The sequence below is a fragment of the Delftia sp. BGA-UO-ETr-SB1 genome (genome assembly GCF_059567865.1).
Genome location: NZ_JCAQOW010000005.1, coordinates 849,134 through 874,221, shown reverse-complemented (window position 1 = coordinate 874,221; position 25,088 = coordinate 849,134). Strand labels below are relative to the sequence as shown.

The 25,088-nt window shown below is 69.0% G+C and carries 25 protein-coding genes; 20 read left to right on the top strand and 5 right to left on the bottom strand.

Annotated features, from left to right (window positions below; translation table 11 throughout):
• The first annotated feature begins 29 nt into the window (after window positions 1-29).
• Window positions 30-332 carry a type II toxin-antitoxin system Phd/YefM family antitoxin gene (locus tag AC57B5_RS14160; protein WP_043824197.1) on the top strand — a complete coding sequence of 101 codons (303 nt, stop codon included), beginning with the start codon at window positions 30-32 and terminating at the stop codon, window positions 330-332.
• A 32-nt stretch (window positions 333-364) separates the two neighbouring features.
• Window positions 365-757 (top strand): type II toxin-antitoxin system RelE/ParE family toxin, encoded by a 393-nt coding sequence (locus AC57B5_RS14155; RefSeq protein WP_496399770.1) that lies wholly within the window; start codon window positions 365-367, stop codon window positions 755-757.
• 15 nt (window positions 758-772) lie between these two features.
• On the opposite strand, the gene AC57B5_RS14150 is transcribed toward AC57B5_RS14155, so the two are convergent.
• Window positions 773-2,266, bottom strand: coding sequence for a cryptochrome/photolyase family protein (locus AC57B5_RS14150; RefSeq protein ID WP_496399769.1), 1,494 nt, complete (start codon window positions 2,264-2,266; stop codon window positions 773-775).
• 24 nt (window positions 2,267-2,290) lie between these two features.
• On the opposite strand from AC57B5_RS14150, the gene AC57B5_RS14145 reads away from it, so the two are divergent.
• The 7 genes from AC57B5_RS14145 (at window position 2,291) to AC57B5_RS14115 (ending at window position 7,755) form a co-directional block, all read left to right on the top strand.
• Window positions 2,291-2,890, top strand: coding sequence for a YqgE/AlgH family protein (locus AC57B5_RS14145; RefSeq protein ID WP_012203507.1), 600 nt, complete (start codon window positions 2,291-2,293; stop codon window positions 2,888-2,890).
• Window positions 2,887-3,345 (top strand): Holliday junction resolvase RuvX, encoded by a 459-nt coding sequence (gene ruvX / locus AC57B5_RS14140; protein WP_012203508.1) that lies wholly within the window; start codon window positions 2,887-2,889, stop codon window positions 3,343-3,345. The genes AC57B5_RS14145 and ruvX overlap by 4 nt, the downstream gene beginning before the upstream one ends.
• The gene (gene pyrR / locus AC57B5_RS14135) at window positions 3,342-3,860 is read left to right on the top strand and encodes a bifunctional pyr operon transcriptional regulator/uracil phosphoribosyltransferase PyrR (RefSeq protein WP_012203509.1); all 519 of its coding nucleotides are present in this window, start codon (window positions 3,342-3,344) and stop codon (window positions 3,858-3,860) included. Before ruvX ends, pyrR begins: the two co-directional genes overlap by 4 nt.
• 2 nt (window positions 3,861-3,862) lie before the next feature.
• Complete coding sequence (locus tag AC57B5_RS14130) at window positions 3,863-4,825, top strand: aspartate carbamoyltransferase catalytic subunit (protein ID WP_012203510.1); 963 nt, start codon at window positions 3,863-3,865, stop codon at window positions 4,823-4,825.
• A gap of 229 nt (window positions 4,826-5,054) precedes the next feature.
• Window positions 5,055-6,350, top strand: a complete 1,296-nt coding sequence (locus AC57B5_RS14125; RefSeq protein ID WP_013804025.1) for a dihydroorotase — start codon at window positions 5,055-5,057, stop codon at window positions 6,348-6,350.
• Window positions 6,351-6,514: 164 nt separating this feature from the next.
• Complete coding sequence (locus tag AC57B5_RS14120; RefSeq protein WP_043824190.1) at window positions 6,515-7,264, top strand: lysophospholipid acyltransferase family protein; 750 nt, start codon at window positions 6,515-6,517, stop codon at window positions 7,262-7,264.
• A gap of 14 nt (window positions 7,265-7,278) precedes the next feature.
• Window positions 7,279-7,755, top strand: a complete 477-nt coding sequence (locus tag AC57B5_RS14115) for a GNAT family N-acetyltransferase (protein ID WP_496399768.1) — start codon at window positions 7,279-7,281, stop codon at window positions 7,753-7,755.
• Between the two features lie 25 nt (window positions 7,756-7,780).
• Here AC57B5_RS14115 and AC57B5_RS14110 read toward each other — a convergent pair whose 3' ends face one another.
• The 4 genes from AC57B5_RS14110 to AC57B5_RS14095 form a co-directional block, all read right to left on the bottom strand.
• Window positions 7,781-8,167, bottom strand: coding sequence for a DUF1987 domain-containing protein (locus AC57B5_RS14110; protein WP_269197405.1), 387 nt, complete (start codon window positions 8,165-8,167; stop codon window positions 7,781-7,783).
• Window positions 8,168-8,204: 37 nt separating this feature from the next.
• On the bottom strand, window positions 8,205-8,837 hold the full coding sequence (locus AC57B5_RS14105; protein ID WP_496399767.1) for a DUF6272 family protein: 633 nt from the start codon (window positions 8,835-8,837) through the stop codon (window positions 8,205-8,207).
• Window positions 8,834-10,207, bottom strand: coding sequence for a SpoIIE family protein phosphatase (locus AC57B5_RS14100; protein ID WP_496399766.1), 1,374 nt, complete (start codon window positions 10,205-10,207; stop codon window positions 8,834-8,836). Before AC57B5_RS14100 ends, AC57B5_RS14105 begins: the two co-directional genes overlap by 4 nt.
• 96 nt (window positions 10,208-10,303) lie before the next feature.
• Window positions 10,304-11,401: an ABC transporter ATP-binding protein gene (locus AC57B5_RS14095; RefSeq protein WP_013804019.1), complete on the bottom strand. Its 1,098-nt coding sequence runs from the start codon at window positions 11,399-11,401 to the stop codon at window positions 10,304-10,306.
• Between the two features lie 212 nt (window positions 11,402-11,613).
• On the opposite strand from AC57B5_RS14095, the gene AC57B5_RS14090 reads away from it, so the two are divergent.
• The 11 genes from AC57B5_RS14090 to AC57B5_RS14040 all read left to right on the top strand — a co-directional run bounded on the left by AC57B5_RS14090 (window position 11,614) and on the right by AC57B5_RS14040 (window position 25,086).
• Complete coding sequence (locus AC57B5_RS14090) at window positions 11,614-13,260, top strand: ABC transporter permease (RefSeq protein ID WP_096915293.1); 1,647 nt, start codon at window positions 11,614-11,616, stop codon at window positions 13,258-13,260.
• Between the two features lie 57 nt (window positions 13,261-13,317).
• Entirely contained in the window at window positions 13,318-14,226 is a 909-nt protein-coding gene (locus tag AC57B5_RS14085) for a LysR family transcriptional regulator (RefSeq protein WP_012203519.1), read from the top strand.
• 111 nt (window positions 14,227-14,337) lie between these two features.
• On the top strand, window positions 14,338-15,723 hold the full coding sequence (locus tag AC57B5_RS14080; RefSeq protein WP_496399765.1) for an 8-oxoguanine deaminase: 1,386 nt from the start codon (window positions 14,338-14,340) through the stop codon (window positions 15,721-15,723).
• Window positions 15,724-15,929: 206 nt separating this feature from the next.
• Complete coding sequence (locus tag AC57B5_RS14075) at window positions 15,930-17,246, top strand: nucleobase:cation symporter-2 family protein (protein ID WP_012203521.1); 1,317 nt, start codon at window positions 15,930-15,932, stop codon at window positions 17,244-17,246.
• A 31-nt stretch (window positions 17,247-17,277) separates the two neighbouring features.
• Window positions 17,278-17,646, top strand: coding sequence for an arsenate reductase (glutaredoxin) (gene arsC / locus AC57B5_RS14070; protein WP_063327155.1), 369 nt, complete (start codon window positions 17,278-17,280; stop codon window positions 17,644-17,646).
• 95 nt (window positions 17,647-17,741) lie between these two features.
• On the top strand, window positions 17,742-19,304 hold the full coding sequence (locus tag AC57B5_RS14065; protein ID WP_496399764.1) for a Do family serine endopeptidase: 1,563 nt from the start codon (window positions 17,742-17,744) through the stop codon (window positions 19,302-19,304).
• A 308-nt stretch (window positions 19,305-19,612) separates the two neighbouring features.
• Window positions 19,613-21,118, top strand: coding sequence for a phosphatase domain-containing putative toxin (locus AC57B5_RS14060; protein ID WP_496399763.1), 1,506 nt, complete (start codon window positions 19,613-19,615; stop codon window positions 21,116-21,118).
• Between the two features lie 36 nt (window positions 21,119-21,154).
• Window positions 21,155-21,559 carry a hypothetical protein gene (locus AC57B5_RS14055; protein ID WP_012203525.1) on the top strand — a complete coding sequence of 135 codons (405 nt, stop codon included), beginning with the start codon at window positions 21,155-21,157 and terminating at the stop codon, window positions 21,557-21,559.
• 182 nt (window positions 21,560-21,741) lie between these two features.
• Entirely contained in the window at window positions 21,742-22,416 is a 675-nt protein-coding gene (locus AC57B5_RS14050; protein WP_012203526.1) for a response regulator, read from the top strand.
• Window positions 22,413-23,885 carry an ATP-binding protein gene (locus AC57B5_RS14045; RefSeq protein ID WP_496399762.1) on the top strand — a complete coding sequence of 491 codons (1,473 nt, stop codon included), beginning with the start codon at window positions 22,413-22,415 and terminating at the stop codon, window positions 23,883-23,885. Before AC57B5_RS14050 ends, AC57B5_RS14045 begins: the two co-directional genes overlap by 4 nt.
• A gap of 169 nt (window positions 23,886-24,054) precedes the next feature.
• The gene (locus AC57B5_RS14040) at window positions 24,055-25,086 is read left to right on the top strand and encodes a GGDEF domain-containing protein (protein ID WP_099752072.1); all 1,032 of its coding nucleotides are present in this window, start codon (window positions 24,055-24,057) and stop codon (window positions 25,084-25,086) included.
• The last annotated feature ends 2 nt before the right edge of the window (window positions 25,087-25,088 follow it).

Here is a 25,088-nt window from a genome sequence, read left to right as displayed (position 1 = left end):
ATTCTGTACAACTCCTGGGGGAGCCGAACATGGCCATTTCTGCCGGTGACGTGATTCCGCTGTCGCAAGCCAGGGCACACCTGTCTGAACTGGCCGACCAGGTGAAGGCAGGGGCCGAGAAGATCATCACCAAGAACGGTGAGAGCTACGTGGCCATCATCGACGCCCAACGGCTGGGCTACTACCATCAGCTGGAGCGCGAGCGAATCCATTTGCTGCTGATCGACGATGCCAGCCAAGGCCTCGCGGATGTGGCGGCGGGCGAGGTCAAGGATGCGCGCAGCACGCTGGGCGCCATCAAGCGCCGACGTGCTGCCAGGGCGGCCGGGTAATGCATAGCACGCCCTGAACGCGGCCTCGCAGCATGGCAGCCAGGAGCACCGTCAAGCTCACGGGCAACTTCGAGCGGAACCTGCAAGTGCTTGAGGACTTCCTGATCGAGGCCCAGGCCCCGCACGCCTTCGACGCGCTGCTGGACGAACTGACGGAGACCGTCATCCCAAATCTGGAAAGCTTCCCTGGCATGGGTCGCTCGTTTCTGGAGCTGCCGGCTCGCTCGGTCGAGGGCGCCAGAGGCTTGGCACGTCTGAAGAAACAACTGGGCTCACTCGACAAGGACGGCGAGCTGCGTGAGTACGTGATGGCCCACTATCTGCTGCTGTATGCGCGGATCAGGGGCACGGTTTACCTGCTTTCGATCCGCCACCAAAGGCAGCTTTCCTTCGATTTTCCGAACCACTGGACCCTGCAGCGATGAGGTGGGCAGTGGGAATCATTTGGAGTCATCGGCCGCCTGTTTGACCACGCCATAGCGGGCCAGCGTGCGCTCGCGCGCGGCTGCGTGGTCCACCACGGGATGGGGGTAGTCCGTGCCCAGCACCACGCCGGCCTCGGCCAGCTCCAGCGGCCGGGCCTGCCAGGGCGCATGGCGCAGCGCGGCGGGCAGGCGGGCCAGTTCGGGCACGTAGCGCTCGATGAAGCGCGCATCGGCATCGAACTTCTGGCTTTGCGTGATGGGGTTGAAGATGCGGAACCAGGGCTGGGCGTCGCAGCCCGTGGAGGCCGCCCACTGCCAGCCGCCGTTGTTGGCCGCCAGGTCGAAGTCGTTGAGCTGGCGCGCAAACCAGGCCTCGCCCCGGCGCCAGTCTATGCCCAGATCCTTGACCAGGAAGCTGGCCGCCACCATGCGCAGCCGGTTGTGCATGTAGCCCGTGGTGTTGAGCTGGCGCATGGCGGCATCGACCAGCGGATAGCCGGTGCGGCCCTCGCACCAGGCGGCGTACAGCGCGTCGGCCTCGGGGCCGGTATCCCACACGATGGCGTCGTAGGCGGGCTTGAAGCTGGCGTGCACCACGTGCGGATGGTGGGCCAGGATCTGGAAATAGAAGTCGCGCCAGATCAGCTCGGACAGCCAGGTGGCGGCGCCCTCGGCATCATGGGGCTGGCTCTGCGTCTGCTCCCAGGCCAGCCTTGCCAGGCGGCGGATGGAGACCGTGCCAAAGCGCAGGTGCACGCTCAGGTAGCTGGGTCCCTTGACGGCGGGAAAGTCTCGCGCCTGCTTGTAGCGCGGCAGGCGCGGCAGGAAGTCGGCCAGCAGTTCCTCGGCGCCAGCGCAGCCCGTGGGAAGGCGCAGGCCGTCCAGCGTGCCGGCTTCGAAGCCCAGGTCGGCTGCGGTGGGCACGGGGCGGCGCTCGCCTTCGGGGCGCGGGGCCAGGCGCTCGGGCAGGTCGCGCTCGCTGGGATAGGCGGACAGGAAGAAGGGCGTGATCTGGCGCAGCCAGGCGTTCTTGTACGGGGTGAACACCGAGAACGGCGCGCCGGCCTGGGTCAGCACCTCGTCGCGCGCAAAGACCATGTGGTCCTTGAAGCTGTGCAGGGCCACGCCCTCGGCGGCCAGGGCCTGGCGCACGCGGGCGTCGCGGGCCAGGGCGTCGGGCTCGTCGTCCCAGTTGCAGAACACGGCCTGGGCGCCGAGCTGCCGGGCCAGGTCCGGGATCTGCTCAGCGGGCTGGCCACGGCGCACGATGAGGCCGGTGTCGGCGCGGCCCGAGGCCTCGCGCAGCGCATCGTCCAGCCCGCCCAGGCTCTGGCAGATGAACTCCACGCGCCGGTCTGCACGGGGCAGGGGGGCGAGGATGTCGTCGTCGAAGATGAACACGCAATGCACCTGCCTGCACTGGCGCAGCGCGTGGTAGAGGGCAGCGTGGTCGGCCAGGCGCAGGTCGCGCCGCAGCCAGACCAAGCCCACAGGGTAAGAAGGTGGCATGGATCGCCGGTAAAATCCGTGGTTATGTCTGCTGAAACTGCGCCTATCAATCTGACGCACCACTTCCTGATTGCCATGCCTGGCCTGGAAGACGAAGCGTTCTCGCGCAGTGTGATCTACCTGTGCGAACACAGCGAGCGCGGTGCGCTCGGTCTGATTATCAACAAGCCCTCGCAGCTTACGCTGGAAGGCTTGCTGGAAAAGGTGGATCTGGCCCTGGGCCGCGAGGACCTTCGCGGCAACCGTGTCTTCAACGGCGGGCCCGTGCAGACCGATCGCGGCTTCGTGCTGCACGACCCCATGGTCATCGAAGGCGCGCCCGACGACGAGTCCGCCTACGCCTCGACCATGACCATTCCCGGCGGCCTGGAGATGACCACCTCCAAGGACGTGCTCGAAGCCCTGTCCGACGGCGCAGGCCCCAAGCGCCTGCTGGTCACCCTGGGCTATGCGTCCTGGGGCGAGGGACAGCTGGAGTCGGAGCTGGCCGAAAACGCCTGGCTCACGGTGGGCGCCGACGCCAACGTCATCTTCGATACCCCGGTCGACGACCGCTATGACCGCGCCCTGGGCCTGCTGGGCCTGCAGCGCTGGATGATCTCGCCCGAGGCGGGGCGCGCATGAGCCTGCCCGCTCCCGAGTCCCAGGCAGCAGCGGCAGCCGGCACGGCCGTGCCGCCCACCGTTCCCTCCCATTTCCAGAGTTTCGTGGCCTTCGACTTCGGGGCCAAGCGCACGGGCTGCGCCGTGGGCACGCGCATGCTGCGCTCGGCCAACCCGCTGCCCACCATCCGCGCCGAGGCCGGCGAGGCCCGCCTGGCCCAGGCCGGCGAGCGCATCAAGGAGTGGCAGCCCGATGCGCTGGTCATCGGCGTGCCCTACCACCCCGACGGCAATGCGCACGAGAACACGGCGCGGGCGAAGAAGTTCGGCCGCCAGCTCAAGAGCCGCTTCGGCCTGCCTGTCTACGAGGTGGACGAGCGCTACAGCACCACCGAGGCCCTGGCCGGTGGCGCAAGGGATGCCGATGCGGCCTCGGCCTGCATCATTCTTGAACAGTTTTTGAGGAGTCTTCCATGAGTGAAACCATTGCGGGAGCCGGCAGCCTGGTGCTGGACGCCGAGGCCCTGTACCGCGAACTGCTGCGCGGCGTGCGCAGCCTCATGGGGCCTGAAACCCGCCTGGCCGGCATCACCTCGGGCGGCGCCTGGCTGGTGGAGCGGCTGCACAAGGACCTGAACCTGCCCGGCAACCCCAGCGTGCTGTCCTCGGCCCTGCACCGCGACGACTTCGCGCAGCGCGGCATGGCCACCAGCGCCCAGACGCAGATCGACTTTGACGTCAACGGCGCCGACATCCTGGTGCTGGACGACGTGCTCTACACCGGCCGCACCGTGCGCGCCGTGCTCAACGAACTCTATGACTACGGCCGCCCGGCCTGCGTGCGCCTGGCGGTGCTGGTGGACCGGGGCGGGCGCGAGTTGCCCTTCCAGGCCGACTTTGCCGCCGCGCGCATCGCGCTGCCGGCCGACCGCCTGCTGTCGCTGGCGCGCGATGACGCCGGCGTCTTCCAATTCCGCATCCAAGAGGCCTGACCGTGCTGTACAAGCGCAATCCCCAGCTCAACAAGAACGGCGAACTGATCCACCTGCTGTCCACCGAAGGACTGTCCAAGGACATCCTGACCCACATCCTGGACACGGCGGCCAACTTCGTCAGCGTCAATGACCGCGAGGTCAAGAAGGTGCCGCTGCTGCGCGGCAAGAGCGTGTTCAACCTGTTCTTCGAGAACAGCACGCGCACGCGCACCACGTTCGAGATCGCGGCCAAGCGCCTGTCGGCCGACGTGTTCAACCTGGACATCGCGCGCAGCTCGGCCAGCAAGGGCGAGTCGCTGCTGGACACCATCGCCAACCTCTCGGCCATGGCCGCCGACATCTTCGTCGTGCGCCACAGCGAGTCGGGTGCGCCCTACCTCATCGCCCAGCATGTGGCGCCCCATGTCCACGTGGTCAATGCCGGCGACGGCCGCCACGCCCACCCCACGCAGGGGCTGCTGGACATGTACACCATCCGCCACTACAAGAAGGACTTCGCCAACCTGCGCGTGGCCATCGTGGGCGATGTGCTGCATTCGCGCGTGGCGCGCTCCGACATCCATGCGCTGACCACGCTGGGCGCAGCCGAAGTGCGCGTCGTCGGCCCGCGCACCCTGGTGCCGCCGGACCTGGCGCAGATGGGCGTGCGCGTCTTCCACACGCTGGAAGAGGGCATCCGGGACTGTGACGTGATCATCATGCTGCGCCTGCAGAACGAGCGCATGAGCGGCGCCCTGCTGCCGTCCAGCCAGGAATACTTCAAGAGCTTCGGCCTCACGGCCGAGAAGCTGCGCCTGGCCAAGCCGGACGCCATCGTCATGCACCCGGGACCCATCAACCGCGGCGTGGAGATCGACTCCGAAGTGGTCGATGGCCCGCAGGCCGTGATCCTGTCGCAGGTCTCGTTCGGCATCGCCGTGCGCATGGCCGTCATGTCGATAGTGGCCGGCAACGAAGCCTGAAATGAAGCACCCCCTGAGCGACTGCGTCGCTTCCCCCTCTCTCGCTACGCGGGAGGGGGACGACGCCCTCGCTGCAGGGCGGCCTTTGCTCGGCGTCCCTGAGATGGGCCATGCTTTTTCCATGCCCGGTGTCCTGGACTGAGTCCAGGCGCTTTTTGTGAATGCATATGTTTTTGATCGCCGCAGGCCGCAGCCCATGCGCCGCCTGCGGTCTACGGGGTAGCAAACCATGAAGATACTCATCCGCAACGGCCGAGTGATGGACCCGGCACGGGGCCTGGACCAGCAGGCCGACGTGGCCATCGACGGCGGCAAGGTGCTGGCCATCGGCAAGGCGCCCGAGGGATTTGCCGCAGAACGCGAGATCGATGCCGCCGGCTGCTGGGTGCTGCCGGGCCTGGTCGATCTGGCCGTGCGCCTGCGCGAGCCCGGCCACGAGCACGAAGGCATGCTGCAGTCCGAGATGGCTGCATCGGTGGCCGGTGGCGTGACCAGCCTGGTCTGCCCGCCCGACACCGACCCCGTGCTCGACGAGCAGGGCCTGGTGGAGATGCTCAAGTTCCGCGCCGAGAAGCTGCACCAGTCGCGCCTGTTCCCGCTGGGCGCGCTGACGCTGGGCCTCAAGGGCGAAGTGCTGACCGAGATGGCCGAGCTGACCGAGTCCGGCTGCATCGGCTTCAGCCAGGCCGAAGTGCCTATGACCAGCACCCAGACCCTGCAGCGCGCGCTGGCGTATGCGGCCACCTACGGCTACACCGTGTGGCTGCGCCCGCAGGAGCTGTACCTGGGCAAGGGCGTGGCCGCCAGCGGCCCGCTGGCCACGCGCATGGGCCTGTCCGGCGTGCCCGTGGCGGCCGAGACGATTGCCCTGCACACCATCTTCGAGCTGATGCGCGGCACCCAGGCGCGCGTGCACCTGTGCCGCCTGTCCAGCGCCGCAGGCGTGGAACTGGTGCGCCGTGCCAAGGCCGAAGGCCTGCAGGTCACGGCCGACGTGTCCATCAACTCGCTGCACCTGACCGATACCGATATCGGCTACTTCGACAGCAGCGCACGCGTCACGCCCCCGCTGCGCCAGCAGCGCGACCGCGATGCGCTGTCTGCCGCGCTGGCCGATGGCACCATCGACGCCCTGGTCTCCGACCACACGCCCGTCGATGAAGACGCCAAGGTCCTGCCCTTTGCCGAAGCCGAGCCCGGCGCCACGGGCGTGGAGCTGCTGCTGTCGCTGGCCGTCAAGTGGTCGCAGGAAAGCGGTGTGCCCCTGAGCCGCGCACTGGCTGCCATCACGGCATCGCCCGTGCAGGTGCTGGGATCGGCGCTGGGCGAGCTGCAGGAGCAACTGGGCCGTCTGGCCGAGGGCGGCGTGGCCGACCTGTGCATCGTCGATCCGCAGGCGGCCTGGACCGTGAAGCCCCAGGAACTGGCCAGCCAGGGCAAGAGCACGCCCTTCGGCGGCTACGAGCTGCCGGCCCGTGTGCGCTGCACGCTGGTCGATGGCCGTATCGCTTACGAACGCCGCTGAAATGAAGCGCCCCCTGAGTCGCTTCGCGACTTCCCCCTCTCTACTCGCTACGCGAGGGAGGGGGACGACACCCTCGGTGCGGGGCGGCCCTTCCTCGGTGTCCCTGAGATGGAGCGTGCCTGTTTCACGGGCATGGGCGTTGCCAAACGCTCTGAATGGCTGAAATGAAACGCTTGCGTAATGGAGGGCGCGCCACGCTGCGCGCAGCGCGCCTGTTCGGCCATGTGTGCAAGGGGCTGTGGATCGTGGCCCTGCGCTTTCCGCAGCTGCCCGAGGCGCGCCAGCACGCCCATGTGCAGGCCTGGGCCCTGCAGTTGCTGGCCCATGCGGGCGTGCGACTGGAGATCCAGGGCGAGCCGCCGCGCCAGGGCCCCATGCTCATGGTCAGCAACCATATTTCCTGGCTCGACATTCCCGTGCTGCATGCAGCGCGGCACTGCCGCTTCATCTCCAAGTCCGACGTCAAGGGCTGGCCGCTGATCGGCACGCTGGCCACGGCGGCGGGCACGCTGTACATCGAGCGCACCTCGCGCCGCGATGCCCGGCGCATGGTGCAGAGCATGGAGGAATCCCTGCAGCGCCGCGAGATCCTGGCCATCTTCCCGGAAGGCACGACGGGCGACGGCCGCAAGCTGCTGCCCTTTCATGCCAACCTGCTGCAGGCGGCCGTTCAGATCGATGCGCCCGTGCTGCCCGTCGGCCTGCGCTTCATCGACGGCGCCACCGGGCAGATCAGCCACGCACCCAGTTACGAGGGCGATGAAACCCTGCTGGGCTCCATCTGGCGCACGCTGTGCGCCGACGACCTGGTGGCCGTCGTCCACTATGGGCAGCCTCAGACGGCCGAAGGCCGCGACCGCCGCGTCTGGGCCCAGGATCTGCATGCCGAGGTGGACCGGCTGCGCCAGGCCTGAACGCTGCCAGCGACATGACAGACACCCTCACGCTCCGGCCCTCGCGGCCTGATGACCTTCCGGCCCTGAACGCCGTTCTCTGGGCCACCTACGACAGCACCTGGAAGCCCCAGCTGACGGCGGACAAGCATGCGGAGTTCTGCGCCTCCGGCAAGACCGCGCAGTACGTGCAGTCGCGCGGCCACCTGTTCTGGGTGGCCGAGTGCGGCGGCGTAGTCGCCGGCTTCGTGGACTGGGTGGATGACTTCATCGGCGCCCTGCATGTGCTGCCGGCCTGGCAGGGGCGCGGCGTGGGCCGTGCCCTGCTGGCCCATGCCGAGCAGGCTCTGCGCGCCGCCGGCCACGCCCAGGTGCGCCTGGAGACCGACAGCTTCAACACCCAGGCCCTGGGCTTTTACACGGCGCAGGGCTATGCCACGCTGGACACCTATCCCGACGAGGAGTGGGACTGCGGCCTGACCACGGTGCTCATGGGCAAGCCGCTGGCCTGAAGGCCGGCGCGGAGCAGGCCCGCCCTCAGTTGCTGTAGGGCTGTCGCTCCAGCACCAGGTTGGCGAAGTCCTCCACCAGGTCGGCGCCCAGTTCCTCGATGGCGTCGTCTTCCTCGTCGAAGGCCCAGACTACGCGGATGTCCGTGCCCTTTTGCCCGGCCTGGTCGAGCAGCTCGAACAGCGAGCGCAGTCCCATGGTCGATGCGCTGTTGATGTACTGCAGCTTCACCTCGGCCACGAAGCGTGCGGGCTGGCTTGCCTCGAAGTACTGGCCCAGCATGGCCAGCAGGGGGTTGAAGAAGGGCAGGGGGTTTTCGGGATAGCACTCGCCTTCGATGCGCAAAAGCTGCTCGGCCGGCGAGAAGACCACTTCGGGCGTGACGGAAGTGCGTTCGGATTTCAGTGCTTGCATGGCGGCGTCATTCGGATTCGGGAAGGGGGCCCGGCGCTCAGATCAGCGCCTTGACGTGGAACACGGCATGGGGCGCGGTATCTGCGGCGTCCTCTCCCGTGGCGATGTGGTACTGCAGCGGTGCCGAGGCGTCGCGCGCAATGGTCAGCCAGCCCAGGCCCGCGCCGCGGCTGATGTCATCGCTGGCGCTGTGGTCGGTGTTGTGCAGCTGGGCCTTGTAGGCGGCCTTGATTTCGGGGTGGCTCATGGCGCGAACGGCATCCAGCTTGGCGGCCAGGCGCGGCACATGTTCGCGGCGCACGGCGTTGCTGCAGGCAATCCAGAAGCGCGCCTGTGCCTGATCGGCCCCCGCGTCCGGGGCACCGGCCGGTGCATCGATGCGGCCCACGCCGATGGCGCCCTGCGCCACGGGTTCGCCGAGTGCCTGGCTGGCTCCGGCGTCAGAGGCATGCAGCGGCGCCGCGTAGTGCAGCACGTTCTGCGCCATCTCGATGAAGGTGGAAAACAGCTTGCGCTTGGCGCTGCTCGATCCGTCCTCGCTGGCCAGCCGGCACTTGAGCGTGTCGGCCGCCGCCTGGATCACATTGGGGTTGAAGGTGCCCGCGTAGTACAGCAGCAGACCGTTGTGCTCGGCCTGGGCGCGCAGGTGCGCGAATTCGGACGGGCTCATGGCTGCAGGGCCTGGTTGCGCCACACCAGCAGCGAGACATCGTCGCGGCGGCGCTGCGTGCCCTGCCACTGGGCAAAGGCCTGCCGGAATTCGGCGCAGGCCTGGGCGGCGGGGCGGTCGTGCTGCTCGTGCAGGAAGCGCGCCAGGCGCTTTCTGCCGTGGGCGATCTGGCGCGGGCCGCCCAATTGGTCGATGACGCCATCGGTGGCCACCATCAGCAGCGAGCCGGGCGCGACCTCCAGCTCCTGCGTGCTCCAGGCCGCGTCGTCGGGCGTGGTCGCATAGCCTATGCCCAGCTTGTCGCCGGCATGGATCTGCACCTGTGCCGCCTCCTGCACGCCGGGTGGCGCCACCAGCAGGTCCAGCCGGGCCGAGGCAAAGCGCAGTTGCGTGCCGCAGTGCGACTGCAGGAACAGCGCGGCGTCCAGGCCGTCGCTGGAGGCTTTTTCGGCGGGCAGGCCATCGGCGGGCGCTGCCGGTGCGACCCAGGCGGGCTGGACGTCGCGGCTGCGCTGCTGCAGCACGCGCTTGATGTAGCGGTTCATCTGGCCCAGCAGGGCGCCGGGGTCGATGGCCGCGCCGGTGCCGATACCTGCAGGCGCCACGGCCTGTTCGAGAAAGGACAGCGCAATCAGCGTCATGAAGGCGCCCGGCACGCCGTGGCCCGTGCAGTCGAACATGCAGCCCAGCAGGCCCTGCGGTGTGGCGCGGAAGAAATACGCATCGCCGCCCACCACGTCGCGCGGCTCCCACAGCAGGCCGTGGTCCGCCAGCTGGCTGGCGAGCACGCGGTCGGACTCGACCAGGTGCGAGCGCTGGATCAGGCTGGCGTAGTCGATGCTGGCCATGAGCTGGCGCGTCTTGTCGGCCTCGATGTCGGACATGGCGGCCATCAGCGCGTGGCCCGTGCCTATGCCTGCGTAGCGGCCTTCCTCCACGGTGATGAAGCCGTCCTTGAGCACGCGGCTGCCGCTGGCCAGCGCCTGCTGCACCAGCTGGTCGATGGGCAGGCCGGCCGCCACCACCATGGGCGCGGTGTCGGTGAAGACCATGCAGCTGCGGCGGCCGAACACGTCGCGCGCAAAGGGCCGCGCGTACTGCTCCATGAACCGCTGGCGGTTGATCAGGCCCAGCGGCCGGTCATCGGCCACCACGGCCAGGGTTTCGAGCAGGGGCTGCTCGCTGAACAGCCGGTGCACATCCTCGTTGCTGGTCTCGGGGGGAATCGGTGCCGTGGGCTGGCTGAGCTGGCCTGCACGGGCCACGAGGCGCGGCGCGGCGGGCGCCGGGGCCAGCGCGGGAATGGGGGCAGGGTCGGGTAGGTGATCCGCTGCAGGGTGCTGCGTGGAGGAGGGGTCCAGAGCAAACATGGGCGGCCTTGAATTGTCACAAGATGTGACTGATTCTGGGTTCCACCCGTGACCGTCGAATGACAAAGCCCGGACGGCGCGGCGGACGCCGCTGGTTCAGGCTGCAGCGGACTGCGGGGCGCCCTGTGTTTCTCGCGGGAAGGCGACCACGTGATTCATGTCGAGCCGGATTCCCACCCACTCGCCCACCGCATGGTCGTGGTGGCTGGGCACATGGGCCATCACGCTGTGGCCGCTGGCCAGCTCCAGCGTGTAGAGGAACTCCGAGCCGCGAAACGCCTTGCGCAGGATGCGTGCCTGCACGGGAGAGGCATCGTCGTGCACCACATCGTCGGCGCGCAGCAGCACATCGCATTCGCCGCCCGGAAACTGCGCGGGCAGCGGGCAGGTGGCCGGATCGACCAGATCGCCCAGCGCCGTGCGCGCCACCACGCCGCCGGCCCCGGAAGGCGCCAGCGTGGCCGGCACGAAGACGCCGTGGCCGATGAAGTCCGCCACGAAGCGCGTGGCCGGGCGGTGGTACAGCGAATAGGCGTCGTCCCACTGCTGCAGCTGCCCCTGGTGGACCACGCCGATCATGTCGCCGATGGCAAAGGCCTCCAGCTGGTCGTGCGTGACGAACAGGGCCGTGGCGCCTGCGGCCTTGAGGATGCCGCGCACCTCATGCGCCAGGCGCTCGCGCAGGTCCACGTCGAGGTTGGAGAACGGCTCGTCCAGCAGCATCAGCTGCGGGCTGGGCGCCAGTGCGCGGGCCAGTGCCACGCGCTGCTGCTGGCCGCCCGACAGCTCATGCGGAAACCTCCCTGCACTGCCGGCCAGGCCCACCAGCTCCAGCACCTCGGCCACGCGCTCGGCCTGGCGTGCCTTGGGCAGATGGTGGATGCCGAAGGCCACGTTGCGGCCCACGTTCAGATGGGGGAACAGCGCATAGTCCTGGAACACCATGCCGATGCGCCGCTGCTCGGGAGGGAGCGAGAAATCCGCGCTGCCCACGAGCTGGCCGTCGATGCGGATCTCGCCGCCGCTCACGGGCTCCAGGCCCGCCACGGCACGCAGCAGCGTGGTCTTGCCGCAGCCCGAGGGGCCGATGAGCACGCCGATGTCGCCAGCGGCCAGATTCAGCGTGACGCCCTGCACGGCAGGCCTGTCGCGGCCCGGGTAGCGCACCTCGAGTTGGGAGACGGTCAAAAACATGCGGCGATTGTAGAACCGCGCAAATGAATAGAATTCGCATTTGCATTGGCGGGCCAAGGGCATGCCCGGAGCCCGCCGACTCCAGCAGCCTGCAGGCACGCCCGGTCTCGGCGGCACATCGGCCCACAGGCCGGCGGCAGCCGCAGATCCCGGCCCGTTCCATAGCCCGGCAGCCAGATCCTCCCCCTCATCCTCTAGCCGAGACCTCCGCTTTGCGCCGTCTGTCGTCCGTACTCCGCTCCCTTCCCCTGCTATTGCTGGCCCTGGTGCTGATGCTGCCCGTGCTGGCCGTGCTCGGCTCCTGGCTGCCCGTGGGGCAGGGCGATGCCCTGGCCGGCTCCATCCTGCGCGAGATGGCGGCCACCGTGCTGCCCGGCTATCTGTGGACCACGGTCTGGCTGGGCCTGCTGGTGGCGCTGGGCGCGGCCATCGTGGGCACGGGCACGGCGGCGGCCGTGACGCTGTTCGACTTCCGGGGCCGGCGCCAGCTCGAATGGCTGCTGCTGCTGCCGCTGGCCATGCCGGCCTATGTCACGGCCTATGCCTATACCGACTTCCTGCAGTTCAGCGGCCCGCTGCAGACCTGGCTGCGCGATACCTATGGCCTGGAAGGCCGGCTCCTGCCCGAGGTGCGCAGCCTCGGCGGCGCGGTCTGGGTCTTCATCTTCTCGCTCTACCCGTATGTCTACCTGCTGGCGCGCACCGCGCTGGGCGAGCGCGCCGCGCACCTGATGGAGGCCGCGCGCCTGATGGGCGCGCCGCTGTCGCGGCGCATCTGGTCGGTGGCGCTGCCGCTGGCGCGCCCGGCCGTGGCCGCTGGCGTGGCCCTGGTGGTGATGGAGACGCTGGCCGACTTCGGCGTGGTCAGCTACTTCGGCATACAGACCTTCACCACGGGCATCTACAAGGCCTGGCTGTCCATGGACAACCGCATTGCCGCCGCGCAGCTGGCCACCTTCCTGCTGGTGCTGGTGGTGCTGCTGCTGCAGCTGGAGCTGCGCGCCCAGCGGCGCATGCGCTTTGTGACCGGCAGCACGGGCCGCGCCAGCTCGGCCGAGGCGCAGCCGCTGCGCCTGCGCGGCTGGCGCTGCGCGCTGGCCTGGCTGGCGTGCCTGCTGCCCGTGCTCATGGGCTTTGTGGCGCCCGTGTTCTTCATGCTGCGCCCGCTGGCGGCCGACTGGTCGGTGCTGCCCTGGGACCGCTTCCTCGACTGGGCGCTCAACAGCGTGCGCCTGGGCACCATCACCTCGGTGCTGGCCGTGATCATCGCCGTGGCCCTGGCGTTTGCCGTGCGCCGCCACAAGGAGTCGGCCGTCACGCGCGGCGTGGTGCAACTGGCCAGCCTGGGCTATGCGGTGCCGGGCGCCGTCGTCGTCGTCGGCCTGCTGCTGCCCGTGGGCTGGGTGCAGCAGGTGCGGCCCGAATGGGGCTTTGCCGGCCTGGTCACGGCCACCGCCGTGGGCATTGTCTGGGCCTACCTGGTGCGCTTTTGCGCCGTGGCCCTGCAGTCCATGCAAAGCGGCTATGCGCGCATCGCGCCCAGCCTGGACGACTCGGCCCGCATGCTGGGCACGGGCGCCTGGGGCATGCTGTCGCGCGTGCACTGGCCGCTGCTCAGGCGCTCCACGGCGGCGGCGGCGCTGCTGGTCTTCGTCGATGTGATGAAGGAGCTGCCCGCCACCATGGTGCTGCGCCCCTTCAACAGCGACACCCTGGCCGTCGTGGCCTACCAGCTCGCGCGCGACGAACGCCTGGGCGAGGCCGCCCTGCCGTCGCTGGCCCTGGTGCTGGTGGGCCTGATCCCCGTGATCATGCTCAGCCGCACGCTGCGCGCCGAGCGCCCGGGCACGGCCCGCTGAGCCTGGGCTGCCGGGTGCTGCAAAGCGCGGCCCGGCAAACCCCGCTACGCTCGCGCCATGCACGCCAGAGTCCTGCGCTATCTCGACGAAGTGGTCCGCCGCGGTTCCATCCGCAAGGCGGCCGAACATCTGCACGTGGCCCCCACGGCCGTCAACCGCCAGATCCTCGACCTGGAGGCCGAGCTGGGAACGCCCCTGTTCGAGCGCATCCACAAGCGCCTGCGCCTCACCCCGACGGGCGAGATGGTCCTGGCCCATGTGCGCGCCACGCTGCGCGAGCATGCGGCGCTGCGCGAGCGCATTGCCGAACTGCAGGGCGCGCGCAGCGGCGAGATCACCGTGGCCGCGACCACGGGGCTGGCCGGCTCGCTGCTACCCTCGCTGGTGCATGAATTCCGCCAGCGCCACCCGGGCATCGTGGTACGCATCATCGACCTGCCCCTGAGCGACATCGCGGCCGCCGTGGAAGGCGGCGACGCCGACCTGGGCCTGGCCTACGACCTGTCCGAACGCCCCGCGCTGCGCGCGCTGGCCACCAGCGAATGGCAGATCGGCGCCATCGTGCCGCCCCGGCATGCGCTGGCGCGCCAATCGTCCGTGCTGCTCAGCGAGTGCATAGGCCATCCGCTCATCCTGCCCGCGCCGCCGCTGTCCATCCGCAGCCTGCTGGACGAAGCCTTTGCGCGCAACGCCATCGAGGTCACGCCCGTGGCCGAATCCACCTCCATGGCGCTGATCCAGCGCCTGGTCATGCTGGGCGAGGGCATCGCCCTGCTCAATCCGCTGGACGTGATGGAGGAGCGCAGCCGCAATGCCCTGGTCTTCGTGCCTTTGCGCGATGCGCATCTGCGGCGGCAGACGCTGGTGCTGACCGGCCGGGCCAGGGGGCAGTTGAGCGCGGCGGGGGAGCTGATGGCCCAGTCCATCGGCCAGGCGCTGGCAAGGCTGTTTGCCGGGGGGCGGTGAGTCTTTGGCACTGTCCACTTTTTGTGGACACATCGGGCGGAATTCAGCGCTATCGGCAATGGCTTGTCCTTCCTAGACTGGCGGCTTTTCCATTTCGAAGAAGAGAACGCCATGACCTTGATCGCACTGAACGCCGATGTACTCGTCACCATGGATGCGCAGCGCCGCGAGATCCGCGACGGCGCCCTGGTGGCCGACGGCCCGGCCGTGCAATGGGTGGGCGCCACGGCCGATCTGCCGCCGCAGTACCGCCGCATGGTGGACGACGGCACGGCCCAGGTGCTGGACATGCGCGGCCGCGTGCTCATGCCGGGCCTGGTCAACACGCACCACCACATGTACCAGAGCCTCACGCGCGCCGTGCCGGCCGCGCAGGATGCGGAGCTGTTCTCGTGGCTGACCAACCTCTACATGCTGTGGTCGCACCTCACGCCGGAGATGATCCACGTCTCCACCCAGACCGCCATGGCCGAGCTGATGCTGTCGGGCTGCACCACCACCAGCGACCACCTGTACCTGTATCCGAATGGCGCTCGGCTGGATGACTCCATCGCCGCGGCGCAGCAGATGGGCATGCGCTTTCATGCGGCGCGCGGCTCCATGAGCCTGGGCCGCAGCAAGGGCGGCCTGCCGCCCGACGCGGTGGTGGAAGAAGAGGAAGCCATCCTGCGCGACAGCCTGCGCCTGATCCAGCAGTACCACGACAGCGCACGCCACTCCATGCTGCGCGTGGTGCTGGCGCCGTGCTCGCCGTTTTCGGTGACGCGCGAGCTGATGCGCGAGTCCGCCGTGCTGGCGCGTGCGCACGGCGTGTCGCTGCACACCCACCTGGCCGAGAACGACAACGACGTCGCCTTCTCGCGCGAGAAATTCGGCCTCACCCCCGCGCAGTACGCCGAAAGCCTGGGCTGGGTCGGCCCCGATGTCTGGCATGCCCACTGCGTCAAGCTCGATGCCGAGGGCATTGCGCTGTTCGCGCGCACGGGCACGGGCGTGGCGCATTGCCCGTGCTCCAACATGCGCCTGGCCTCGGGCATTGCGCCCGTGCGCACCATGCGCGATGCGGGCGTGTCCGTGGGCCTGGGCGTGGACGGCAGCGCCTCCAACGACGGCGCCCACATGCTGGGCGAGGCGCGCCAGGCCCTGCTGCTGCAGCGCGTGGGCCACGGCCCTGCCGCCATGGGCGCGCGCGAGGCGCTGGAGATCGCCACGCTGGGCGGCGCGCGCGTGCTGGGGCGCGACGACATCGGCGCGCTGGCGCCGGGCATGTCGGCCGACTTCGTGGCCTTCGACATGTCGGGCGTGGGCTACGCGGGCGCAGGCCATGACCCCGTGGCCGCGCTGGTGTTCTGCACGCCCACCGACGTGTCCACCAGCGTCATCAATGGCCGCGTCGTGGTCCGCGACGGCCACCTGCTCACGGCCGACCTGCCGCGCGTGCTGACACGCCACCGCGAGCTGGCCCGCACGCTGTTCGAGCGCGCAGCGGGCCACTGACATAACCCTGCAGCGCGGCACGCCGGCACCCAGGCCATCGCGGGTGCCGGCGTGCCGTCCTGCGCCATTTCCCCGAAGCACCTCCAGGAGGCTCGAAGACCCGGACAGCACTTTCAGGACCCCCACCCTTTTCCGGCACCACTGCCCCGACATACATACAAGCGCCTCTGAAGAGGCCAACGGCCAGGACACAAGGAGACAAGACAATGGAACAACTGCTTTACAAGGTGGAAGACCGACCGCCAATGCTCATCACCACGGTGCTTCTGTCGCTGCAGCACCTGCTGGCGGCGCTGGGCGGCATCATCGCCGTGCCCCTGGTCTTCGGCGGGGCGCTCAAGCTGCCGGCCGACCAGATCGTGGCGCTGGTGAATGCAGCGCTGCTGGGCTCGGGCGTGGTCACCATCGTCCAGTGTAGGGGGGTGGGGCCCGTGGGCATACGGCTGCCCTGCGTCATGGGCACAAGCTTCGCCTTCGTGGGCGCGGGCATCAGCGTGGGGCTGGAGCATGGCGTGGCCGGCATCCTGGGCTCCTCGCTGGTAGGGTCGCTGGTGATGATCGTGGGCAGCTACTTCATGCCCGTGATCCGCCGCTTCTTTCCGCACACCGTGACCAGCGTGGTCGTGACCATGATCGGCCTGTCGCTGACCCCCGTCGCCGTGGACTGGGCTGCGGGCGGCGTGGGCCGCAGCGACTACGGCGCGATCGGCCACTTGGCCATCGCCGGCTTCGTGCTGGTGCTGGTGATCGGCTTCGTGCAGTGGGGCAGGGGCATCGTCTCTGCCTCGGCCGTGGTGCTGGGCATCGCCTGCGGCTATGTGCTGTGCCTGGCGCTGGGCCTGATCGACTTCACCCAGGTGAGCGAGGCCGCGGTCTTCGCCATCCCGCAGCCGCTGACCTTCGGCATGACGTTCCCGGTGGCCGGCATCGTCGCCATGTCCATCGCCTTTCTGGTGACCATCGTCGAGACCACGGGCACCTTCATGGCCCTGGGCGCGGCCACGCAGACGCGCATCGACGGCAAGCGCCTGTCCAGCGGCATGCTGTGCGATGGCGTGGGCTCGGCCTTTGCCGCCGTGATGTCCAGCCCTCCGCTGTCCACCTTCGCCCAGAACGTGGGCGTGGTCTCGCTGACCGGCGTGGCCAGCCGCCACGTGGTCATGCTGACGGGCGTCATGCTGCTGCTGGCCGGACTCTTTCCTGTGCTGGGCGCACTGGTGGTGACGATTCCGCAGCCCGTGCTCGGCGGCGCGGGGCTGATGATGTTTGCCATGATCATTTCGGCCGGCATCCGCATGCTCAGCGGCGCCGAGCACTCGCGGCGCGCCAGCCTGATCATCGCGGTCTCGCTGGGCTGCGGCCTGGCGGTCACGGTGCGCCCGGACCTGCTGTCCCGCATGCCTGCCTTCGTGCGCGAAGTCTTCGGCTCGGGCATCACCGTCGGCGCCCTGGTCGCGGTGGGACTGAACCTGCTGCTGCCCGGCCGCGAGGTCGATGCCCATCCCGAGGAAGCCGTGGCCTGATGCGCATTTTCATGGGCCTACACTGCGGCCCATGAACACCACCGCACCCCGCACCGACATCACCATCTACCACAACAACCGCTGCAGCAACTCGCGCGGCGCGCTGGCCCTGCTGCGCGACAACGGCGTGGAGCCGACCATCGTCGACTACATCGCCCAGCCCCTGGACGCTGCGCAACTGCAGGCCCTGGTCCGGCGGCTGGGCGTGCCCGTGCGCGAGCTGCTGCGCAGCAAGGAAGCCGTCTACACCGAGCTGGGCCTGGGCGATGCATCCGTCAGCGATGCGCAGCTCATCGCCGCCGTGGCCGAGCACCCCGTGCTGCTCAACCGCCCCATCGTCGTCACGCCCAAGGGCGCGGCGCTGTGCCGCCCGCCGGAGAAGGTGCTGGCGCTGATCTGAGATGCACGGCGAGGGTTCTAAGCCTCGCCTAAGTCTGCCCCTTCAGACTTCTCCTCAACGCAGCAAGGAACGCTGCTTTTGAGGAAAGGTATGCGATGAACAAGATTCTGTCCACTCCCCGCCGTCTGGTGCTGGCCCTGGTGGCCGCAGGTGCCATCGGCGCCCTGGGCGCCACGGGCGCCGGTCTGGTTGGTGTGGTGCATGGCGATGCGCGTGCCGCCACGTCGCTGTTTGCGCCTGCAGCACAGCCGGCTTCTACCGCTTCTCCAGCTTCTCCCGCCGCCGCCGTGGTGGCGCCCAACTTTGCCGACATCACGGCGCGCAACGGCGCGGCCGTGGTCAACATCAGCGTGGTCGGCAGCTCGCGTGCCATGGGCGAGGATGGCGACGAGGCCGCTGCACGGCAGGGCCAAGGCCAAGGTCAGGGCCTGCAGGGCATGGACCCCAACGATCCGTTCTTTGAATTCTTCCGCCGCTTCGGCGTGCCCGGCATGCCGGGCATGGGCCAGGGCCAGCCCCAGCGCGATGTGCCCACGCGCGGCGAAGGCTCGGGCTTCATCGTCTCCAGCGACGGCCTGATCCTGACCAACGCCCACGTGGTGCGCGGCGCCAAGGAAGTGACCGTCAAGCTGACCGACCGGCGCGAGTTCAGCGCCAAGGTGCTGGGCGCCGATCCCAAGACCGACGTGGCCGTGCTGCGCATCGAGGCGAAGAACCTGCCCACCGTATCGCTGGGCAAGACGGCCGATCTGCGCGTGGGCGACTGGGTGCTGGCCATCGGCTCGCCCTTCGGTTTCGAGAGCAGCGTGACGGCCGGCGTGGTCAGCGCCAAGGGCCGCACCCTGCCTGACGACTCCTTCGTGCCCTTCCTGCAGACCGACGTGGCCATCAACCCCGGCAACTCGGGCGGCCCGCTGTTCAATGCGCGCGGCGAGGTGGTGGGCATCAACAGCCAGATCTACTCGCGCTCGGGCGGCTACCAGGGCGTGTCCTTCGCCATTCCCATCGAGGTGGCCACGCGCGTGCAGCAGCAGATCGTGGCCACGGGCAAGGTGCAGCATGCGCGGCTGGGCGTGGCCGTGCAGGAGGTGAACCAGGCCTTTGCCGACTCCTTCAAGCTCGACCGTCCCGAAGGCGCCCTGGTGTCCAGCGTAGACAAGAGCGGCCCCGCCGCCCAGGCAGGCCTGGAGCCCGGTGACGTGGTGCGCAAGATCGATGGCCAGCCCATCGTGGGCTCGGGCGATCTGCCGGCCTTTGTGGGCCAGGCGCTGCCGGGCCAGAAGGTCACGCTGGAGATATGGCGCAACGGCGAGGCCCGCACGCTCAGCGCCGTGCTGGGCGATGCCAGCGACAAGGCCGCCAAGGTGGCCAAGGACAAGCCCGACGCCGGCAAGGGAAAGCTGGGCCTGGCCCTGCGCCCGCTGCAGCCCGAGGAAAAGCAGCAGATCGGCGTGAAGGACGGCCTGGTCGTGGCCGACGCCGCAGGCCCGGCGGCCGAGGCCGGCATCACCCAGGGCGATGTGCTGCTGTCCATCAACGGCTCGCCTGCCGGTGATATCGAGGCCGTGCGCGCCGCCATGGCCAAGGCCGGCAAGACCGTGGCCGTGCTGATCTGGCGCGATGGCAACAGGATCTTTGTCCCCGTACGTCTCGGGTAAGTGAAAGGAGGTAAGGGACCAGAAGTATCCACACACTTGATTGATCGCACGGCCCCGGCGTGAATGCGCCGGGGCTATCGCTTTGGGAAAACCCAGAGAAAAATGCCAGCGGTCCAAGGAGCGGTACGCCAATGTGATGGTTGTATCGTGTGAAATGACGCCCGTTTGCGTTAGTAATGTTTCTTTTTGTGACGGATTGATGTAAGGGAAACCGCTTAGACTGCCGGCCCATCGAGGCGTGCGCTGACCGTCTTGATTCACGGAATACGGCCCCTGGGGGCGCAACGCATCACAGGAAAGGCACGGCTTTGAATCAGGACTACAGCTTGCAGGTGGCGGGTTTGGGCGCATCGTTCGGTGCGCGCGTCATCCTGGCTGAGGTGGACTTCGCACTGCCCGCCCGGGGCGTCACCGTTTTGCTGGGGCCTTCGGGATCGGGCAAATCCACCCTGCTGCGCACGCTGGCCGATCTCAATGCCGCCAACCCGCGTTTTCGCCGCTGGGGCAGCACGCGCTATGCGGGCCAGCCATGGCGCAGCGGCCTGCAGGCGCCGCGCCTGGTGCAGCAGCAGGCCAGGCTGATGATGGCCAGCACCTTCGATGCCATCGTGGAGCTGGCGCGCCCCCGTCTCAAGCTGGTGCCGCATGAACTGCGCGACTGGTGCCGCGCCCAGGTGCAGGCCTTTGGCTTCCCCGAGCTTGCGCTGATGTTCGACCAGCCGGCGCTGCAGCTGTCCCCCGTGCAGCAGCGGGCCGTGGCCATCCTGCGCGAGGCGCTGGCCGAGCCGGCGCTGCTGATGGTGGACGAGCCCACCGCCGAGCTGGAGGGCTACGAGGCCTTCGTGCTGCTGGAACTGCTGCGCCAGGTGGGTCAGCGCACCGCCGTGCTGATGAGCACGCACCAGCAGCAGCACGCACAGGCCGTGGCGCAGGACATGCTGCTGCTGGCCGGTGGCCGCATCGCCGAGGCGCAATCCATGGAAGCCTTTCAGCGTGCACCGCTGTCGCTGGCGGGCCAGCAGTTCCTGCGCACCGGCAGCTGTGCCGTGGCCTCTCCCGATGCGCGGGCCGAAGACCTGGAGGAGGGCGTGCCCCTGCCTCCTCCGCTGCCTGCAGCGGCCGTGGCCGCGATCTCCGAGTTTCTGTCGGATGCAGTGGCCACCGAGCCTGCATCCGAGCCCATGCCTGCACCTGAGCCTGCACCTGAGCCTGCACCCGTGCCTGCATCCATGCCTGCGCCGGTACCCGCACCGACACCCGCTCCCCGGCCGCGCGCCGTCAATCCCGCCGTGCTGGTGGACTGGCAGCCGCTGGCCGCCGACCCGCAGGCCGTGCCCGCCAGCCGTGGCCCCAACGGTTTTGCCTGGCTGGTGCCGGGACGGCTGGCCGGTGCGCCGCAGCCCGGCGTGGTGCAGTCCATGGACTTTGACCTGAAGGCCCTGCGCGGCTGCGGTGTCACCGTGTTGATCACGCTGACCGAAAACGACCTGCCGCAAGAGCCGCTGCAGCGGCACGGCCTGCGCAACCTGCACCTGCCGGTGCGCGACCACGAATCACCCACGGTGGCCCAGATCCAGATGCTGCTGGCGCGCATGTCGGCCATGCTGCGCGCGGGCGAGGTGCTGGCCGTGCACTGCCTGGCCGGCCTGGGCCGCACGGGCACGGTGCTGGCCGCATGGCTGGTGCGCGAGGGCCTCACCGCCGACGAGGCGCTGCGCCGCGTGCGCCTCATCGACGCCCAGTACGTGCAGTCCCAGGCCCAGGAGGACCTGCTCTACGCGTACGAAGTGGCACTGCTGCTGAAGATGGGCTGACCGATCACATCCATTCACAAAAAAAGGAAAGCTGCAATGAGCCTGGATAACGTTTTGAGCGAGGTGGCCGGGTCCGTGCCCGAGTGCCTGGCCATCGGCTACGTGGATGCCGCCTCCGGCATGCTGCTGGCCATCCGCACGGTGGACTCGCATCCGCGCGAAGTCATCGACCTGGTGGCCGCTGCCACGGCTGACCTGTTCAACGGCCCCAATGTCTCGATGATCGAGAGCCTGTTCAAGAAGTCGCGCGGCCTCAAGGACGACGGCCACCACTACTTCCAGGAGCTCATCGTCAACAGCGACAACCTCATCCACGTCTTCCTGCGCGGCAAGCTCATGCCCGACTACGTGGCCGTCTTCGTCTGCCGCCGCACGGCCAACCTGGGCATGGCGCTGACCAAGGCCCGGATGGCCATGCCGAAGATTGAAGCGGCGGTGTAGCCGCCGCTCACCCCCTGAGTCGCTGCGCGCCTTCCCCCTCTCTAATCGCTTCGCGAAGGAGGGGGACGACAGCCTCGCGGCGGGGCGGCCCTTGCTCGCTGTCCCTGACGTTTGAGCGCGCCAGTTTCGGGCGGCATGTGCCTCAGAACTGAGCCAGCCTTCCAGGGAGCTATTCTTCAACCATGCGCTTACTGCTTGTCGAAGATGACGCCATGATCGGCGAGGCCGTGCAGACCCTGCTGCGCGGCGAGGGCCATGCGGTGGACTGGGTCCGTGACGGCCTGCAGGCCGATGCGGCCCTGTGCCCCGGCCCGGGCGGCGGCCATGGCTATGACATGGTGCTGCTGGACCTGGGCCTGCCCGGGCAGGACGGATTGCAGGTGCTGCGCCATCTGCGCGGGCGCCGCGACCGCACGCCGGTGCTGGTGGCCACGGCGCGCGATGCCGTGCGCGACCGCATTGCCGGGCTGGATGCGGGGGCCGATGACTACGTGGTCAAACCCTATGACCTGGACGAGCTGCTCGCGCGGCTGCGCGCGCTGGCGCGGCGTGCCTCTGGCGGGTCCGACCCGCTGTACGAGCGCGAGGGCGTGCGGCTGAACCCCGCCACGCGCGAGGCCAGCGTCGATGGCCGCGACGTGGTGCTCTCCGGCCGCGAATGGGCGGTGCTGGAGACGCTGCTGGCGCGCCCGGGCAGCACGCTGTCGCGCCAGCAGATCGAGGACAAGCTCTACGGCTGGGGCGACGAGGTCAGCAGCAACGCCATCGAGGTCTACATCCACGGCCTGCGCAAGAAGCTGGGCGCGGGGCTGATCCTCAATGTGCGCGGCGTGGGCTACATGGTGCCCAAGCCATGACGGCGCCGGCTTCCTCCCTTGTTTCCTCCCTTATCGCCCGGGCGCGCAGCCGCCTGCCCGGCGCACTGGGCACGCGGCTGCTCATGTTCCTGGGCGCGGCCATCGTGCTCACCGCGCTGCTGCAGGGCCTGCTGGCCTACCGCAATGCGCTGCTGCAGACCGACACCCTGTTCGATTACCAGATGCAGCAGACCGCCTTTGCGCTGCGCGCCGGCCTGCCGGTGGATGCGCGCGGCAGGCCCCAGGGCACGCCGCCCGAGGATGAGAACCACGAATTCATCGTCCAGGTCTGGACCAACGAAGGCCTGCGCATTTTTGAATCCGCCCTGGGCGCCGCGCTGCCGCAGATGGCCGTGCTGGGCTTTGCCGACGTGCCTGCGCGCGGCACGGTGTACCGCGTGTTCTCGCTGCAGACGCGCTCGCAGGTGATCCAGGTGGCGCAGGACATGCGCGTGCGCCGCACCCTGGCGCGCGATGCCGCCTGGCAAAGCCTGCTGCCCATTGCCCTGCTGGCGCCCGTGCTGGCGCTGGCCGTGTGGTGGGTGGTGCGCAGTTCGCTGGCGCCCGTGCAGCGCGTGCGCCGCGAACTGGCCACGCGCCGCCCGCAGGACCTTGCGCCCGTGCCTGCCGAGGGCCTGCCCGACGAGGTGCGGCCCCTGGTGGCCGAGCTCAATGCGCTGCTGCAGCGCGTGGGCCAGGCCTTCGAGGCGCAGCAGCACTTCGTGGCGGACGCCGCACACGAGCTGCGCTCTCCGCTGGCCGCGCTCAAGCTGCAACTGGTGGCCTTGCAGCGCGCGCCCGATGCGGCCGCGCATGACGAGGCCGTGCAGCGTCTTTCGGCCGGCATAGACCGGGCGACACGGCTCGTCGAACAATTGTTGACATTGGCGCGGCAGGAAGCCCAAGGCACGGTACAAGGCACGGCCCCAGGCCTGCAAGGCATGCAGGGCCAGCACGGCGCTGCCGCGGCCGCACCTGCCGACGTGGACCTGCGCGAGGTGGTGGAGCAGGCCCTGGCGGACCAGGCCGTGGCGGCCCAGCAGCACGGCCTGGACATGGGCCTGAGCGAGTCCCCGCAACTGCGGCAGTCCTTTGCCGTGGCGGGCGACGCACAGTCCTTGCAGATGCTGGTGCGCAACCTGCTGGACAACGCCGTCAAGTACGTTCCGCAAGGCGGCCGCGTCGATGTCGGCTGGCGCAGCGATGCACAGGGCCGCGCGCTGGTGGTCGAGGACTCGGGCCCCGGCATTGCCGAAAGCGAGCGCGAACTGGTGCTGCGGCGCTTTGTGCGTGGACCCTCTGCGGCTTCAGCGGCTTCTGCGGGCCAGCAGGCGCAGGGCAGCGGCCTGGGCCTGGCCATCGTGCAGACCATTGCCGAGCGCCACGGTGCTCGCTTGCTGCTGGACCGCTCGCCCACGCTGGGCGGCCTGCGCGTGCAGGTGCTGTGGCCGCCCGTGTCGGGCCGCTGACATCGGCCGTGGCGCGCAGACGTATCAGCGTGTAGCGCGCGGCGGGAATGCTTCCCGCTTGCGTCCGGCCGGGTCACAATCCCCAAATTGGTGCCGGCCCGCCTGCCTTCCCATTCCCTCATCAGGCGCGCGGGCAGTCTGCATCCGTAGTTATTTCGAGAGGTATTTCATGGAGTCCCTTGTCCAGCGCCTGTCCCAGTCCGTGACCCAGGCGCATTCGTTGGAAGAGTTGACGCGGCCCCTGCTGCAAATGCTCGAAGAGAGCACGCATCTGGAGTCCACCTATCTCACCACCATCAACGAAGAACAGGGCCAGCAGCGCGTGCTCTACGCACGTAACGCGAGCGAGATGCAGATTCCCGAGGGCCTGGTCGTTCCCTGGGGCGACACGCTGTGCAAGCGCGCCCTGGATGAGGGCCGCATGTACACGCCCGATGTGGGCGACTGCTGGGGAGACTCCGAGGCCGCGCGTGAACTGGGCATACGCACCTACGCCAGCGCGCCCGTGCGTTTTTCGGATGGCCAGCTCTACGGCACGCTGTGCGCGGCCAGCAAGTCCTCGCAGGCCCTGAGCAGCGAGGCCGAAGGCATGCTGCGCCTGTTCGCCAACCTGATTGCCGAGCGCGTGGAGCGCGAGCAGCTCATCGCCAGCCTGAACCGGACCAACCGGGAGCTGGCGGCGCTGGCCTTGCTGGACCCGCTGACCGGCCTGCCCAACCGGCGCTGCCTCACCGACGAGCTGGGCCGGCTCATCGCCCGGTGCGCCCGCAGCCAGGAATGCGTGGTGGTGGGCTTCATCGACCTGGACCGCTTCAAGAACGTCAACGACGAGTACGGCCACGAGGCCGGCGACGCGCTGCTGCGTGCCATGGGCGAACGCCTGTCCGCCCACCTGCGCAGCGCCGACATGCTGGCGCGCTTTGGCGGGGACGAGTTCGTCTTCATCGGCGTGGGGCCCTTGTTCGGCAGCGAGGCCGATGCCGTGGCGCGTGAACTGCAGCAGCGCCTGTCGGATGCCTCGGCCTTCCAGGTCGATCTGTCCGATGGCAAGACGCTGGACTACGGCGGCGCCAGCGTGGGCGTGGTCTGCCTGCGGCCGGACTCCATTGACGCCGACGACGCGCTGCAAAAGGCCGATGCGGCCATGTACCGCGTCAAGATGGCGCGCAGCCGCGAAGCCAGGGGCACCGCGCTGCATTGAGC